Source organism: Pseudomonas sessilinigenes (genome assembly GCF_003850565.1).
Taxonomy (GTDB): Bacteria; Pseudomonadota; Gammaproteobacteria; order Pseudomonadales; family Pseudomonadaceae; genus Aquipseudomonas; species Aquipseudomonas sessilinigenes.
Genome location: NZ_CP027706.1, coordinates 649,384 through 665,544 on the forward strand (window position 1 = coordinate 649,384; position 16,161 = coordinate 665,544).

A 16,161-nucleotide genomic window follows, 5' to 3' on the forward strand; every position below is an offset into this window, starting at 1 on the left:
GTTATTACCAAATGGAACTGATCCTGCTGGAAAAAATCGCCAACCTGGGCAACCTGGGCGATAAGGTAAACGTTAAGGCTGGTTACGGCCGTAACTACCTGCTGCCTTTCGGCAAAGCCACCGCTGCTACCGCTGCCAACCTGGCTGCGTTCGAAGCGCGTCGTGCCGAGCTGGAAAAACTGGCTGCAGAGAAGAAGGCTTCTGCCGAAACTCGCGCTGCGCAACTGGCTGAGCTGGAAGTGACCATCACTGCCACCGCTGGTGACGAAGGCAAGCTGTTCGGTTCGATCGGCACCCACGACATCGCTGACGCACTGACCGCCTCCGGCGTTGAAGTTGCGAAAAGCGAAGTTCGTCTGCCGAACGGCACCATCCGTAACGTAGGTGAGTTCGACGTAGCCGTGCACCTGCACGCTGAAGTCGAAGCAACCGTACGCGTTGTCGTGGTGGCTGCTTAAGCAGTACCAAATCGTCTGGCACCTTGTGTGGCTGACGGTTAACATCGGGCACGATCCTGTTCACAGGTCGTGCCCTTTGTCTTTCTGCCGAACCTGATTTTCACCCCCGAATTCCAAGTGGCCATGAACGATATCTCCGCTCCCGAGCAATACGATCTGCAAACCGCCGCCCTGAAGGTGCCGCCGCATTCCATCGAGGCCGAACAGGCCGTGCTCGGTGGTCTGATGCTGGACAACAACGCCTGGGAGCGAGTGCTGGATCAAGTCTCCGACGGCGATTTCTATCGGCATGACCACCGCTTGATCTTTCGTGCCATCGCCAAGCTGGCCGACCAGAACATGCCCATCGACGTGGTCACCCTGTCCGAACAACTGGACAAGGAGGGCCAGACCTCACAGGTGGGCGGGCTGGGCTACCTGGGCGAGTTGGCGAAGAACACCCCTTCGGTGGCTAACATCAAGGCCTATGCGCAGATCGTTCGCCAGCGGGCGACCCTGCGCCAGCTGATCGGTATCAGCAATGATATTGCCGACAGCGCCTTCAACCCCGAAGGCCGCACCGCCGAGGAGATCCTCGATGAGGCCGAGCGGCAGATCTTCCAGATCGCTGAAGCGCGTCCCAAGACTGGTGGCCCGGTCGGTGTCAACGAGCTGTTGACCAAGGCCATCGATCGAATCGACACCCTGTTCAATACTTCCGATGCGATTACCGGCCTTTCCACCGGCTATACCGACCTTGACGAGAAGACCAGTGGCCTGCAGCCGGCCGACCTGATCATCGTCGCCGGCCGTCCCTCGATGGGTAAGACCACCTTCGCCATGAACCTGGTGGAGAACGCAGTACTGCGTAGCGACAAGGCGGTCCTGGTGTACTCCCTGGAGATGCCAGGCGAATCGCTGATCATGCGTATGCTGTCCTCGCTTGGACGGATCGATCAGACCAAGGTCCGTTCCGGCCAGTTGGACGATGACGACTGGCCGCGCCTGACCTCCGCGGTCAACCTGCTCAACGACCGCAAGCTGTTCATCGACGATACGGCGGGTATCAGCCCTTCGGAGATGCGGGCCCGGACCCGACGACTGGTGCGTGAGCATGGTGATATCGGCCTGATCATGATCGACTACCTGCAGTTGATGCAGATCCCTGGCTCCAGTGGTGACAACCGGACCAACGAGATTTCCGAGATCTCGCGTTCCTTGAAGGCCCTGGCCAAGGAGTTCAACTGTCCGGTGGTGGCATTGTCCCAGCTCAACCGTTCCCTGGAGCAACGTCCCAACAAGCGCCCGGTGAACTCCGACTTGCGTGAATCCGGAGCGATCGAGCAGGACGCCGACGTGATCATGTTCGTGTACCGGGACGAGGTGTATCACCCGGAGACCGAGCACAAGGGTATTGCCGAGATCATCATCGGCAAGCAGCGGAACGGCCCCATCGGCTTCATCCGCCTGGCCTTCATCGGCAAATACACGCGCTTCGAAAACCTGGCTCCGGGCAGCTACAACTTCGACGACGACGAGTAGCCGCATCTCGCCCGGCACTGGCTGAATGGGGCGGGGGCACTGGTCTTCTCGCCGCTGATTGCCTCGACCATGAATTCCGACTGGCGCAGTCGGAATTGGTCATTTTTTGTGCTATATTCCGCGCCCGCGAATTCCCCTGTCATTCAGCGCGTCCCTATCTGCGCCAACACCGGTCATCGACATGCAAGCAGCCAAGCCGTTATTCGACTATCCAAAGTACTGGGCCGAATGTTTCGGGCCAGCACCATTCCTGCCCATGAGCAGGGAGGAGATGGATCAGCTCGGCTGGGATTCCTGCGACATCATCATCGTCACCGGCGATGCCTACGTCGATCACCCGTCCTTCGGCATGGCGATCATCGGCCGGCTGCTGGAGGCCCAGGGCTTTCGCGTAGGGATCATCGCCCAGCCCAACTGGCAGTCCAAGGACGACTTCATGAAGCTCGGCGAGCCGAACCTGTTCTTCGGTGTCGCGGCAGGCAACATGGACTCGATGATCAACCGCTACACCGCCGACAAGAAGGTCCGCTCCGACGACGCCTATACCCCAGGTGGCCTGGCGGGCAAGCGTCCGGACCGCGCCAGCCTGGTATATAGCCAGCGCTGCAAGGAAGCCTACAAGCACGTGCCGATCATCCTCGGTGGCATCGAAGCCTCCCTGCGTCGCATTGCCCACTATGACTACTGGCAAGACCGGGTGCGCAACTCGATCCTGATCGATGCCTGCGCCGACATCCTGCTCTACGGCAACGCCGAGCGGGCCATCGTCGAAGTGGCCCAGCGCCTGTCCTATGGCCAGAAAATCGAAGACATCACCGATGTGCGCGGCACCGCGTTCATTCGTCGTGACACGCCCAAGGACTGGTACGAAGTGGACTCCACCCGCATCGACCGCCCGGGCCGGATCGACAAGATCATCAACCCCTACGTCAACACCCAGGACACCGCCGCCTGCGCCATCGAGCAGGAAAAAGGCCCGGTAGAGGACCCCAACGAAGCGAAGGTCGTGCAGATCCTGGCCAGCCCGAAGATGACCCGGGACAAGACCGTGATCCGCCTGCCGTCCATGGAAAAGGTGCGTAACGACCCGGTGCTCTACGCCCACGCCAACCGTGTATTGCACCTGGAGACCAACCCGGGCAACGCCCGCGCCATGGTGCAAAAGCATGGCGAGCAGGATGTCTGGTTCAACCCGCCACCGATTCCCATGACCACCGAAGAGATGGACTACGTGTTCGGCATGCCCTACCAGCGCATTCCGCACCCGGCCTATGGCAAGGAAAAGATCCCGGCCTACGACATGATCCGCTTCTCGGTGAACATCATGCGCGGCTGCTTCGGTGGCTGTACCTTCTGCTCCATCACCGAGCACGAAGGGCGGATCATCCAGAACCGCTCCGAAGAGTCGATCATCCGCGAGATCGAAGAAATTCGTGACAAGGTTCCGGGTTTTACCGGGGTGATCTCCGACCTTGGCGGTCCTACCGCCAACATGTACCGCATCGCCTGCAAGAGCCCGGAAATCGAATCCGCGTGCCGCAAGCCATCCTGCGTGTTCCCAGGTATCTGCCCGAACCTGAACACCGACCATTCGTCGCTGATCCAGCTGTACCGCAGTGCCCGCGCCTTGCCTGGCGTGAAGAAGATCCTCATCGCTTCCGGCCTGCGTTATGACCTGGCGGTGGAATCGCCGGAATACGTCAAGGAGCTGGTGACCCACCACGTCGGCGGCTACCTGAAGATCGCCCCGGAACACACCGAGGAAGGTCCGCTGAACCAGATGATGAAACCTGGGATCGGCACCTATGACCGCTTCAAGCGGATGTTCGAGAAGTACTCCAAGGAGGCGGGCAAGGAGCAGTACCTGATCCCGTACTTCATCGCCGCCCACCCGGGCACTACCGATGAAGACATGATGAACCTGGCCCTATGGCTCAAGGGCAACGGTTTCCGCGCCGACCAGGTGCAGGCGTTCTATCCGTCGCCGATGGCCAGCGCCACCGCCATGTACCACTCGGGCAAGAACCCGCTGCGCAAGGTCACCTACAAGAGCGACTCGGTAACCATCGTCAAGAGCGAGGAACAGCGCCGTCTGCACAAGGCGTTCCTGCGCTATCACGACCCCAAGGGCTGGCCGATGTTGCGCGAGGCCCTGCTGCGCATGGGCCGTGGCGACTTGATCGGTTCGGGCAAGCAGCAGCTGATCCCGGCGCACCAGCCGTCTACCGACAGCTACCAGAGTGCCCGACGCAAGAACTCGACACCGGCCGGCAGCCACAAAGTAGCCAAGGAAACCCGGATCCTGACCCAGCACACCGGCTTGCCGCCGCGTGCCAGCGATGGTGGCAACGCCTGGGACAAGCGCGAACAGGCCAAGGCCGCAGCCTTCGCCCGCAACAAGCAAGCTGCCAAGGAGCGTGCCGACGCAGCCAAGGGCAAGGGCAAGAAGCCGACCCGCAAGCCGGTAGTGCCGCGCTGATACAACAAGACGCCAGCTATGAAGCTGGCGTCTTGCTTTTTCTCCCAGGGATTTTTAACGGGCACAGGGCAACAAAAGCCTGGCGCTTTGTTAAGGTTGACGACCTGCATTGAGCGTGACGCCCAGGTGGCCTCAAGCCATCAGGCAACCATCCACCGCCAGACCAAGGACGAATCTCGTGGCCAGCGTTATCGACGGAGTCATCAGGGACCTCAACATCACCCAGGTCCTCGCCCGCCAGCGAATCGAAAGCCAACTCAACCTGCCACGGCTGTTCGCCGCCATCGATACCGATCCCGCGATCGCCGGGGCGGGGGTGGTATACATCGACGCCGACTTCAACGTGATCACCCTGCGTGAGTTCAGGCCGATTTGCAGCATTACGCCCAAGCGCGTGGTCCTGCGGGAAGCCAAGAGGTACATCGCGCCCCAGCAGTTCGTCGACCAGGTGAAGAACAACCCCCGCGAGTCGCGCCTGGCGACCGAGTCCTTCAATACCTCGCTGTCCTGTGCCGCCGCGGTAATCGGCTGGCTGGTGGTATTCAGCGGCACTGTTGCCGTGCCCTTCACCGCCGGCGCCAGCGCCTGGATGGTGGCGCTCGGGGTGTCGGCGGCGGTAGCCGGGACCGCCCAGTGCGTGATCGGCGGGGCGCGGGTGATCAACGAGATCCAGGACCCGGCGGCCAACGACCGGATGGACGATGCCGAGTGGTACACCATCGTCTCGCCGATTCTCGATGGCATTTCCCTGGTGGGCGTCGGGGGTTCCGCGCTGACCACGGTCAAGCTGCTCAAGGCCAGCAAGGCGGCCAATACCGGCAAGAGCTGGACCCAGTTGCTCAAGGGGCTCAACCGCCAGGAGCGGGCCAGGCTGACCAAGGAGCTCTTGACCCTGCGCGATCCGAGCCTGACCCCCAAGTTGCTGAAGCTCAAGCAGCGCACCGAAGGATTGACCAAGCGCTATTCGACGACGCAGATCAGGCACGCGACCCTGACGCAGATGCAAGATGCCCTGGGCGCGGTCCTGAGCACCACCGGCAGCATCCGCTCCGGCAACCTGGGCACGGCGAAAACCCTGGCCGTAGGGCTCTATGAGGAGTTCGACGAATGATCGGCGGGGGCAGCATGCGCGAGTTCCTGGCGCGGTATTTCCCGACCTTCATGCTTACGGTGCTGCTGGGCTGCTTCAGCGCATCGTTGCTGTTGTCGCTGGCGCAAGTCACCTACTGGCGTGGCATCGCGCCGCAGCAGAGCAACGACTACATGGGCCTGGGCCTGCTGGTGCTGATTGTGTTGCTGGTGGTGGGTAACCTGCTGGTGGTGCGCGGTATCGCCTGGGGTGTGTGGCTGGTGGCCGGTTACTTCGCCCTGTGCCTGGTCCTGGTGGCGCCGATGTTCCAATACCATCCGCACCAGGGCATCTATCTGGCAGGGCTGCTATTGCCCTTGCTGGGGCTGTTGCTACTCAACAGCCGGCGCCATCGGCAGATGCGTGAAAAGCTGCTGGAGATCCGCCACCAGCGTCAACGGCTCAAGGTGTCGTTGAAGCCCCAGCGCAAGCGCCCCTGATAATCACGGTGGGGCGCCTGGGGAAGTGGTTCAGCTCGGCTTTGAGTCGACCCACTTGGCAGAAACCGAAGGTTGCCAGGCGCTCAGGGCATCCAGCAGGCCGGCCGGCGACTGGTTGATCTGCAGCATCTGGCGGTGCGCAGTACTGACGAAACCCTCGCCGACGATATGGTCGAGGAAGCCGCCGAGCTTTTCATAGAAGCCATTCACTTCCAGCAGCCCCAGGGGCTTGCGGTGGTACCCCAGCTGGCCCCAGGTCCAGACTTCGAACAGTTCTTCCAGGGTGCCAAGGCCCCCGGGCAGGGCGATGAAGGCATCGCTGAGTTCGGCCATGCGCGCCTTGCGGGCATGCATGCCATCCACCACTTCCAGGCGGGTCAAGCCGTTGTGGCCGATCTCGATGTCTTTCAGGCTTTGCGGAATGATGCCCACGACTTCTCCGCCAGCGGCCATGGCCGCATCGGCGACGATGCCCATCAGGCCCACCGCGCCACCGCCGTAGACCAGGGTCAGGTTGCGCTCGGCAATGGCCCGGCCCATGGCCTGGGCAGCTTCGCGATAGGCAGGATTGGCGCCAGCGCTGGCGCCGCAGAATACACAGACTGAAGTTAACGGCATGTCTTGCTCCCAGCTCAAAGATCGCCTCAGGGTAAAGGCTCCATGAGCTGCGTCCAAGCATTAAGCGTCGTGTTGTGGCGTCTCGTAAGTACCGCTGGCACCGCAAGCGTAGGCGGCGAGCAAGCTGCGAAACAGGCTGTTGAACGACATGATCCAGGCTCCGGTGAGGTGATGCCGGTGATTCTAGGGACGGCTCTCGGGGCTGGCTGCTTGATTGTTTCGATCGGCCTGATAGCAGAGAGTTGTATACAGTTTCTTGATGCAAATCATAGGCAGTAGCGAGAAATTCAGGCAGTCTTGGCTCCCATGGATTCAGATGGATTTTGTTAACCCTGCCTTGGAGATTCACCATGTTTGCCAAACTCGTTGCAGCATCCCTGTTGACACTGGCCAGCAGCCAACTGATGGCCGCCGAGTGCAAGATCGACGTCGACTCTACCGACCAGATGTCCTTCAGCACCAAGGAAATCACCATCGACAAGAGCTGCAAGACCTTCACCGTGAACCTGGGCCACTCCGGCAGCCTGCCGAAGAACGTCATGGGTCATAACTGGGTACTGAGCAAGACCGCAGACATGGCTGGCATCGCTGCCGACGGCATGGCCGCTGGCATCGACAAGAACTACCTGAAGGAAGGCGACACCCGCGTCATTGCCCACACCAAGATCATCGGTGCCGGTGAAAAGGATTCGGTGACCTTCGACGTGTCCAAGCTGACCGCTGGCGAGAGCTACCAGTTCTTCTGCTCGTTCCCTGGCCACAACTCGATGATGAAAGGCGCCGTGATCGTGAAGTAATCAGGCCGGCTGCAAAAAAAAGCGCCCCGAGGGGCGCTTTTTTGTGCCTGTCGTTCAGGGCGCGAAGGGCATGACCCGCTTGTGGTGGGTCTTGCGATAGGTGTCGCAGATGATCTTGAAGGCTTCCTCGCGTACCGGCTGGCCGTGCAGGAAGGCATCGATCTCGGCATAGGTGACGCCGTGGGAGGCTTCGTCCGGCTTGCCCGGCGACAGGTCCTCGAGATCGGCGGTGGGGATCTTCTCCACCAGCGACTCGGGGGCCCCGAAATACCGGGCAATGGCCCGTACCTGGTTTTTCACCAGGCCGCTCAGGGGCGCCAGGTCGCAGGCGCCGTCGCCGAACTTGGTGAAGAAGCCCATCACGGCCTCGGCGGCATGGTCGGTACCGATCACCAGGCCCTGGGTGGCGCCGGCGATGGTGTACTGGGCGACCATGCGCATCCGCGCCTTGGTGTTGCCCAGTACGAAGTCCCGGGACACCGCGTGCTGGCCTTCGAAGGCTGCCACTTCATGGGCCAGGGCCTTGACCGCCGGGCCGATGTTCACGGTGTGGCGCTCGTCGGGGTTGATGAAGTCCACCGAGGCCTGGGCGTCGTGCTCGTCGAACTGCGTCTCGTAGGGCAGGCGCACGGCGATGAAACGGTAATGCGGGTCACCGCTGCGCTCACGCAGCTCACGCATGGCTCGCTGGGCCAGCAGGCCGGCGGTCAGGGAGTCGACACCGCCGCTGATGCCCAGTACCAGGGACTTGAGGCCGGAATTGACCAGGCAGTCCTGAATGAAGCGCACGCGCCGGGCGACTTCCGCTTCCAGGGCGGCTTGGTCGGGAAAAGGTGCTTGGACCTTGAGCTGCTGCGCAATCTCAAGCTGTACGGCTTGCATGATTCACTCCTTGCCAGGTTGGGCAGGTACTTGGAAAACGTGGCGCAAATAGGCGACGAAGTTCGGGTCCTTGCAATGGGTCTTGCCCGCTTCGTCGGAGATCTTGGCGACGGGCTGGCCATTGCAGGCGGCCATTTTAAGCACGATGCTCATCGGCTCGACACCGGGGATGTCACAGGTCAGGTTGGTGCCGATGCCGAAGCTGACATTGATCCGCCCGCGCAGCGCCCGGAAGATCTCCAGGGAGCGGGGCAGGGTCAGGCTGTCGGAGAACACCAGGGTCTTGCTCATCGGGTCGATGCCCAGCTTGTGGTAGTGGGCGATGGCCTTTTCCGCCCAGAGGATCGGGTCCCCCGAGTCATGGCGCAGGCCGTCGAACAGCTTGGCGAAGAACAGGTCGAAATCCCCCAGGAAAGCATCGGTGGTGATGCAGTCGGTCAGGGCGATGCCCAGCAGGCCCCGGTATTCGCGGACCCAGCAGTCGAGGGCGGCGATCTGGCTGTCGATCAGCCGTGGTCCCAACTGCTGGTGGGCCATGATCCACTCGTGGGCCATGGTGCCCAGGGGCTTCATGTTCAGCTCCCGGGACAGGTGCACGTTGCTGGTGCCGACGAAACGCCCGGGGAAATCGTGCTTGAGCACATTCACCACTTCTTCCTGGACTCGGTAGGAGAAGCGCCGGCGAGTGCCGAAATCCGCCACTTGCAGCTCGGACAACTCTTCGCTGCTGGCGTTGGCAGTCAGCCAGTCGAACTTGCGGTACAGCTGCTCGCGGGCCTGCACCAGTTGGACTTCCCGGTAGCGGTAGCGATTGCGCACCTCGCTGATGATGGCCAGCATCGGCACTTCGAACAGGATCACGTGCAGCCAGGGGCCGCGCAGGCGGATGAACAGTTCGTCGTTCTCGATACCGGTGTGCACATAGCGCAGGTTGAAGCGGAACAGCCCGAGAAAACGCAGGAAATCCGGCTTGAGGAAGCTGATGCGCTCGAGAAAACCCAACTGGTCGGCACTCAGGCTCAGCTCGGCCAGGTGTTCGAACTGGTAGCGGATCTCCGCCAGGTAGGGCCGCAGGTCCTCGCTGTTACGGCAACGAAACTCCCATTCCACCTCGACGTTGGGGTAGTTGTGCAGCACCGCCTGCATCATGGTCAGTTTGTAGAAGTCGGTGTCGAGCAGGTTCTGCACGATGCGATCGGCAAACACACTCTCGCTCATAATGGGAATCTCCATGCTGGCCGCGACTGACAGGTGCGGCGCTCAGCTCTTTCAGTGAAGGCGCTAGTGGCGCATAGACGTCCTGGGCTTTGCCAGTTTTTTTTCGCGCCTGGGTTCATATCGGACGACTACTGATCGATCCGCTCCAGCATCCAGCGCACGAAGTCGCGGACCTTGGGGACTTCCGCCGAATGCTCGGGGTAGGCCAGGTAGTAGGCATCCTGGCTGGGCATGGCGTATTCCCAGGCGATCACCAGCTTGCCCTCGGCCAGCTCTTCCTCCACCAGGAACCGTGGCAGCAGGGCCACGCCACAGCCGACCTGGGCGGCACGAATGCACATGTAGAAGGTCTCGAAGCGCGGGCCGTGATAGCTGTGCTCGGTCTGGTAGCCCTGTTGCTCGAACCACTCGTGCCAGCCCTGGGGGCGCGAGGCGTTCTGCAGCAGCACCAGGTCGGCCAGCTGCCGGGGATCGGTGAGAGGTTCGGCCGGCAGGCTGTCGGGGGCGCATACCGCCACCAGCTCCTCGCTGAACAGCTTCAGGCTCTCGGTACCGGGGCGCGCGCCCTGGCCGAAGTAGAACGCCAGGTCGCTGTGGCCCTGGAGCAATTCGTCGGGCTCCTGTTCGTTGCACAGGTCCAGGTGGATATGCGGATGGCGCAGGCGCCAGCCCTTGAGCCTTGGCACCAGCCAGCGCGCGCCGAAGGTGTAGGGCGTGGAGACCCGCAGCACTTCGGTCTCGCCGCCGTAGGAGCGCAGGTAGTGAGTGGACATTTCCACCTGGGTGAGGATCTTGCGCACTTCCACCAGGTACAGGTCGCCGGCCGGGGTCAGTTGCAGGCGCCGGCGTACGCGGCGGAACAGCAAGTGCTGGAGCAGTTCCTCCAACTGCGCCACCTGCTTGCTCACCGCGCTCTGGGTCAGGTTCAGTTCCTCGGCCGCGCGGGTGAAGCTCAGGTGCCGGGTCACGGCCTCGAAGCATTGCAGGGCCGTGATCGATGGCAGGTAGCGTTTGTTCAGCATGGCTTGTCCTTGTTCTTATCGGTGCCGGGGGCCGCTCCAGCATGAATAAACGGAATGATATCTCGCTTAAAGGTCGTTTGTTGGCAAGTCTGCGGCCAGCTACAACTACAGGTCTCGACGACCGCTACGGCGGTCCTGGTCTTTCGCTTGCCATTTGTAAGGAGTCACCCATGGTTGCCGCATTGCTTGATCGTCTGGGCGTGAACCCGGCCCTCTACCAGTCGGGCGCACACCCTGTGCATTCGCCCATCGACGGCAGCCGGATCGCCGCGGTGAACTGGCAGGGTGCCGCCGAAGTGGAGCAGCAGGTCAGTCGCGCCGAGCATGCATTCGCCCTTTGGCGCAATGTCCCGGCCCCTCGTCGTGGCGAGCTGGTACGGCAATTCGGCGAGGTGCTGCGCGAGCACAAGGCCGACCTTGGCGAGCTGGTGTCCTGGGAGGCCGGCAAGATCACCCAGGAAGGCCTGGGGGAAGTGCAGGAGATGATCGACATCTGCGACTTCGCCGTCGGCCTGTCGCGCCAGCTCTATGGCCTGACCATCGCCTCCGAGCGCCCTGGTCACCACATGCGCGAAACCTGGCATCCACTGGGGGTGGTGGGGGTGATCAGCGCCTTCAACTTCCCGGTGGCGGTCTGGTCCTGGAACACCGCCCTGGCCCTGGTCTGCGGTAACCCGGTGATCTGGAAGCCCTCGGAAAAGACTCCGCTGACCGCCCTGGCCTGCCATGCCCTGCTGGAGCGGGTGCTGAAGAACTTCCAGGACGCCCCTGAGTACCTGAGCCAGGTGATCATCGGTGGCCGCGATGCGGGCGCCGCGTTGGTGGACGATCCCCGTGTGGCCCTGGTCAGCGCCACCGGCAGCACCCGCATGGGCCGTGAAGTGGCACCCAAGGTCGCCGCGCGCTTCGCCCGCAGCATTCTTGAATTGGGGGGCAACAACGCCATGATCCTCGGGCCCAGCGCCGACCTGGACATGGCCGTGCGCGCGATCCTGTTCAGCGCCGTCGGCACCGCCGGCCAGCGTTGCACCACCCTGCGCCGGCTGATCGCCCATGAATCGGTGAAGGAGGAGATCGTCGCTCGCCTCAAGGCCGCCTATGCCAAGGTGCGCATTGGCCATCCGCTGCAAGGCAACCTGATCGGCCCGCTGATCGACAAGCACAGCTTCGAAGCCATGCAGGACGCCCTGGAGCAGGCCCTGAGCGAGGGCGGCCGGGTGTTCGGCGGCCAGCGCCAGTTGCAGGACCAGTACCCCAACGCCTACTACGTGTCGCCGGCGATCGTGGAAATGCCCGAGCAGAGCGACGTGGTATGCAGCGAGACCTTCGCCCCGATCCTCTATGTGATCGGCTACCAGGACTTCGACGAGGCCCTGCGCCTGAACAACGCCGTGCCCCAGGGGCTGTCCTCGTGCATCTTCACCACCGATGTGCGTGAGGCCGAGCGGTTCATGTCGGCGGTGGGCAGCGACTGCGGCATCGCCAACGTCAACATCGGCCCCAGCGGTGCGGAAATCGGTGGCGCCTTCGGTGGCGAGAAGGAAACCGGTGGCGGGCGCGAGTCCGGCTCCGACGCCTGGCGTGGCTACATGCGCCGCCAGACCAACACCGTCAACTACTCCCGCGAGTTGCCGCTGGCCCAGGGCATTACCTTCGACTGAGCCCCGCGTGGCACGCCTGCCAGCCGGGCGTGCCAGGGTCGGTTGGTCCATGTGGGTTGATTTCGGAGTTGGCGATGGCACTACAAGAACAATGTCTATGGGAACGATTGACTCCGCAACGGCCTGACCACGCACCGCTGCGGGGCGAACAGACGGCGGACGTCTGCATCATCGGCGCCGGCTTCACCGGTTTGTCGGCGGCGGTGCATCTGCTGGAGCAGGGCAAGCGGGTCTGCGTGGTGGAGGCCCAGCGTGTCGGGCAGGGGGGCTCGGGGCGTAACGTCGGCCTGGTGAATGCCGGCATGTGGATTCCACCGGACGAGATCGAGGCCGGTTTCGGCGAACAAGTCGGCAGCCAGCTCAATCGCATGCTTGGGGCGGCGCCGTCGCTGGTGTTCAGCCTGGTGGACAAGTTCCGCATCGATTGCCAGTTGCGCCGTGAGGGCACCCTGCACATGGCTCACAACGCCCGGGGCGAGGCCGACCTGCGCAGCCGCGAGCAGCAATGGAAGCGTCGGGGCGCTCCGGTGGAGTTGCTCACCGGGGCGGCCTGCGAAACCGCCACCGGGACCCGGAAGATCGCCGCGGCCCTGCTCGATCGCCGGGCCGGGACCATCAACCCCATGGCCTATGTCAGCGGCCTGGCCAAGGCCGCGGCCGACCTGGGCGGCCGGTTGTTCGACCACTCCCCGGTAACCCGCCTGGAACGCCAGGGCCAGCGCTGGTCGGTGCAGACCGACCAGGGTTCGGTGCTGGCCGAGCAAGTGGTGATCGCTTCCAACGCCTACACCGAGGGCGACTGGACCGAACTGCGGCGCAATTTCTTCCCTGGCTACTACTACCAGGTGGCCTCGGTGCCACTGACCGAGGCGGCTGCCCAGCAGATCCTGCCCGGTGGCCAGGGTTCCTGGGATACCCGCCAGGTGCTGAGCAGCATCCGCCGGGACGCCGAGGGCCGGTTGCTGCTGGGCAGCCTGGGCAACGGCAACCAGAAACCCTTGTGGTTCCTCAAGGCCTGGGCCGATCGGGTGCAGCAGCATTACTTCCCCTACCTCAAGCCCGTGGAGTGGGAGTGCACCTGGACCGGCTGCATCGCCTTCACCCCCGACCACCTGATGCGCCTGTTCGAGCCGGCCCCGGGGTTGGTGGCCGTCACCGGTTACAACGGCCGTGGGGTGACCACCGGCACCGTAGTGGGCAAGGCCTTCGCTGACTACCTGTGTAACGGCGACCCACAGGCCCTGCCGATTCCCTTCGCGCCCATGCAACCCCTGGCAGGGGCGTCCTTGCGCAGTTGCCTGTACGAGGCCGGATTCTCCCTCTACCACGCCGGCCAATGCCTGCGCATCGTTATCTGAATGAGGAAATAGACAGCCGTTAACGACGCTTTTCGATGCAGCGACTAGCCTGTAGTGGTGCGGCTCGTAGCAGTTGCGCACCACGGGTGTGCAGTTCGGTGACGCGGGCTGTTACAAGAGGGTTGCACGTTGAATTGTGTCGCGGTTGCAATGATGGCACTCATGGGTTGTACCCATTGAAATACAAGGTTTCACCTTCCGCGGTTTAGACGGTTGCACGCCCAATGAAAATGGGCTCGAAACAGTCGAAATAACAATAAGACAGCGACTTTTTGAAGAATAAAAAACCACTGGCACGGCGCTTGCTCTGAGCATTGATGTGAAGTCGCAGTGCCAACTAAAAAAACCTTGGAGCATCACCTCATGTCCCAGACGTTTTACAAGAAAGGCTTTCTGGCCCTCGCAGTGGCAACTGCGCTGGGTGTTTCTGCGTTTGCTCAAGCCGACCTGAAGATCGGCGTAGCGGGTCCCATGACAGGCGCCAATGCGGCTTTCGGCGAGCAGTACATGAAGGGTGCACAGGCAGCGGCTGACGAAATCAATGCCAAGGGCGGGGTCAACGGCGAGAAGATCGTCCTGGTCAAGGGCGACGACGCCTGCGAGCCGAAACAGGCGGTCGCAGTGGCCAACCGCCTGGTGGATCAGGACAAGGTGGCTGGCGTGGTCGGGCACTTCTGCTCCTCCTCGACCATCCCGGCTTCCGAGGTGTACAGCGATGCCGGGGTGATTGCCATCACTCCCGGCTCCACCAACCCCCAGGTCACCGAGCGCGGCCTGTCGGCGATGTTCCGCATGTGCGGGCGTGACGACCAGCAAGGCGTGGTCGCCGGCGACTACATCATCGATGTGCTCAAGGGCAAGAAGGTCGCGGTACTGCACGACAAGGACACCTACGGCCAGGGCCTGGCCGATGCGACCAAGGCGCAGTTGACCAAGCGCGGCGTGACCCCGGTGCTGTATGAGGGCCTGACTCGGGGCGAGAAGGACTTCAGTGCCGTGGTCACCAAGATCCGCGCCGCCGGTGCCGATGTGGTGTATTTCGGCGGCCTGCATCCCGAGGCCGGCCCGCTGGTGCGCCAACTGCGCGAGCAGGGCCTGAAGGATGTGAAGTTCATGTCCGACGACGGCATCGTCACCGACGAGCTGGTGACCACCGCCGGTGGCCCGCAGTACGTCGATGGCGTGTACATGACCTTCGGCGCCGACCCACGCCTGCTGCCTGACAGCAAGGCCGTGGTGGACGCCTTCCGCAAGGCCGGTACCGAGCCCGAGGGCTACACCCTGTACGCCTACGCCTCGATCCAGGCCCTGGCCGCCGGCTTCAATGGCGCCAAGTCCAACAAGGGCGAGGACGCTGCCAAGTGGCTCAAGGCCAACCCGGTGAAAACCGTGATGGGCGAGAAGGCCTGGGACGCCAAGGGCGACCTGAAGATCTCCGACTACGTGGTCTATCAGTGGGACAAGGACGGCAAATACCACCAGCTGGAAAAACAGAAGTGACATGAGTCCGCGCGGACCGATACCGGCCCCTGGTATCGGTCCGTACTCGTGCAGTACTTGCCTTTTCTCGTAGAGCTGCACAACGGACGTGTTGCGCGGACCGGTGATCCCTGTCCGGCGTTGACGCCCTGTGCCGTCTCTCAAGTCCGTGAGATTGCGTTATGGATGGTATTTTCCTGCAGCAACTGATCAATGGACTGACCCTCGGGTCCGTCTACGGTCTGATCGCCATCGGCTACACAATGGTCTATGGCATCATCGGCATGATCAACTTCGCCCACGGCGAGGTGTACATGATTTCCGCCTACCTTGCGGCAATCAGCCTGGCCCTGCTGGCCTATTTCGGCATCGAATCCTTCCCGCTACTCATCCTCGGCACCCTGATCTTCACCGTCGTGGTGACGGGGATCTACGGCTGGGTCATCGAGCGTGTCGCCTACAAGCCCCTGCGCAACTCCACCCGCCTGGCACCGCTGATCAGTGCCATCGGCATCTCGCTGATCCTGCAGAACTACGCGCAAATCAGCCAGGGCGCCAAGCAACAGGGCGTGCCTACCCTGCTGGCCGGGGCCTGGAAGGTCGACATCGGCAGCGGCTTCGTGCAGCTGACCTACACCAAGATCTTCATCCTGGTGGCGGCATTCGCCGGCATGGCGCTGCTGACCTACATCATCAAGTACACCAAGCTCGGACGCATGTGCCGGGCCACCCAGCAAGACCGCAAGATGGCCTCGATCCTGGGGATCAACACCGACCGGGTGATTTCCTACGTGTTCGTCATCGGCGCCGCCATGGCGGCCCTGGCCGGGGTGCTGATCACCATGAACTACGGCACCTTCGACTTCTATGCCGGCTTCGTCATCGGGATCAAGGCGTTCACGGCAGCGGTACTCGGCGGCATCGGCTCGCTGCCTGGGGCGATGCTAGGCGGGATCATCCTCGGCATCTCCGAGTCGCTGTTCTCCGGCTTGATCAACTCCGACTACAAAGACGTGTTCAGCTTCTCGCTGCTGGTGCTGATCCTGATCTTCCGTCCCCAAGGCCTGCTGGGTCGCCCACTCGTGGCGAAGGTGTAAGT

At 62.6% G+C, this 16,161-nt stretch carries 14 protein-coding genes; 10 read left to right on the forward strand and 4 right to left on the reverse strand.

Features of this window, described 5'->3' with window-relative positions; genetic code table 11:
* The first annotated feature begins 11 nt into the window (after positions 1-11).
* From rplI to C4K39_RS02900, 5 genes are all read left to right on the forward strand, one after another.
* Positions 12-458 carry a 50S ribosomal protein L9 gene (rplI, locus tag C4K39_RS02880; RefSeq protein ID WP_007921484.1) on the forward strand — a complete coding sequence of 149 codons (447 nt, stop codon included), beginning with the start codon at positions 12-14 and terminating at the stop codon, positions 456-458.
* Between the two features lie 123 nt (positions 459-581).
* Complete coding sequence (dnaB, locus tag C4K39_RS02885; RefSeq protein ID WP_068577111.1) at positions 582-1,979, forward strand: replicative DNA helicase; 1,398 nt, start codon at positions 582-584, stop codon at positions 1,977-1,979.
* Between the two features lie 181 nt (positions 1,980-2,160).
* Positions 2,161-4,458: a YgiQ family radical SAM protein gene (locus C4K39_RS02890; protein ID WP_124345620.1), complete on the forward strand. Its 2,298-nt coding sequence runs from the start codon at positions 2,161-2,163 to the stop codon at positions 4,456-4,458.
* Positions 4,459-4,636: 178 nt separating this feature from the next.
* Positions 4,637-5,569, forward strand: coding sequence for an Ssp4 family T6SS effector (gene ssp4, locus C4K39_RS02895; protein WP_053132331.1), 933 nt, complete (start codon positions 4,637-4,639; stop codon positions 5,567-5,569).
* Positions 5,566-6,027 carry a hypothetical protein gene (locus tag C4K39_RS02900; protein ID WP_124345621.1) on the forward strand — a complete coding sequence of 154 codons (462 nt, stop codon included), beginning with the start codon at positions 5,566-5,568 and terminating at the stop codon, positions 6,025-6,027. The genes ssp4 and C4K39_RS02900 overlap by 4 nt, the downstream gene beginning before the upstream one ends.
* 30 nt (positions 6,028-6,057) lie before the next feature.
* On the opposite strand, the gene C4K39_RS02905 is transcribed toward C4K39_RS02900, so the two are convergent.
* Positions 6,058-6,645, reverse strand: a complete 588-nt coding sequence (locus tag C4K39_RS02905) for a cytokinin riboside 5'-monophosphate phosphoribohydrolase (protein WP_124345622.1) — start codon at positions 6,643-6,645, stop codon at positions 6,058-6,060.
* Positions 6,646-6,995: 350 nt separating this feature from the next.
* Here C4K39_RS02905 and azu point away from each other — a divergent pair, with 350 nt between their 5' ends.
* A complete protein-coding gene (gene azu, locus C4K39_RS02910) occupies positions 6,996-7,442 on the forward strand; it encodes an azurin (protein WP_068576988.1) in 447 nt (148 codons plus the stop codon).
* Positions 7,443-7,496: 54 nt separating this feature from the next.
* Here azu and nadE read toward each other — a convergent pair whose 3' ends face one another.
* From nadE to C4K39_RS02925, 3 genes are all read right to left on the reverse strand, one after another.
* Positions 7,497-8,324 (reverse strand): NAD(+) synthase, encoded by an 828-nt coding sequence (nadE, locus tag C4K39_RS02915; RefSeq protein WP_124345623.1) that lies wholly within the window; start codon positions 8,322-8,324, stop codon positions 7,497-7,499.
* A gap of 3 nt (positions 8,325-8,327) precedes the next feature.
* On the reverse strand, positions 8,328-9,542 hold the full coding sequence (gene pncB, locus C4K39_RS02920; RefSeq protein ID WP_068576993.1) for a nicotinate phosphoribosyltransferase: 1,215 nt from the start codon (positions 9,540-9,542) through the stop codon (positions 8,328-8,330).
* A gap of 128 nt (positions 9,543-9,670) precedes the next feature.
* Entirely contained in the window at positions 9,671-10,564 is an 894-nt protein-coding gene (locus tag C4K39_RS02925) for a LysR family transcriptional regulator (protein WP_068576994.1), read from the reverse strand.
* A 170-nt stretch (positions 10,565-10,734) separates the two neighbouring features.
* Between C4K39_RS02925 and amaB the strand changes: the two genes are divergently transcribed.
* From amaB to C4K39_RS02945, 4 genes are all read left to right on the forward strand, one after another.
* Positions 10,735-12,225: an L-piperidine-6-carboxylate dehydrogenase gene (gene amaB, locus C4K39_RS02930; protein ID WP_068576996.1), complete on the forward strand. Its 1,491-nt coding sequence runs from the start codon at positions 10,735-10,737 to the stop codon at positions 12,223-12,225.
* A gap of 74 nt (positions 12,226-12,299) precedes the next feature.
* The gene (amaA, locus tag C4K39_RS02935) at positions 12,300-13,583 is read left to right on the forward strand and encodes an L-pipecolate oxidase (protein ID WP_124345624.1); all 1,284 of its coding nucleotides are present in this window, start codon (positions 12,300-12,302) and stop codon (positions 13,581-13,583) included.
* A 363-nt stretch (positions 13,584-13,946) separates the two neighbouring features.
* Positions 13,947-15,083 (forward strand): ABC transporter substrate-binding protein, encoded by a 1,137-nt coding sequence (locus tag C4K39_RS02940; protein ID WP_068577000.1) that lies wholly within the window; start codon positions 13,947-13,949, stop codon positions 15,081-15,083.
* Positions 15,084-15,244: 161 nt separating this feature from the next.
* Positions 15,245-16,159 (forward strand): ABC transporter permease subunit, encoded by a 915-nt coding sequence (locus C4K39_RS02945; protein WP_058433480.1) that lies wholly within the window; start codon positions 15,245-15,247, stop codon positions 16,157-16,159.
* The last annotated feature ends 2 nt before the right edge of the window (positions 16,160-16,161 follow it).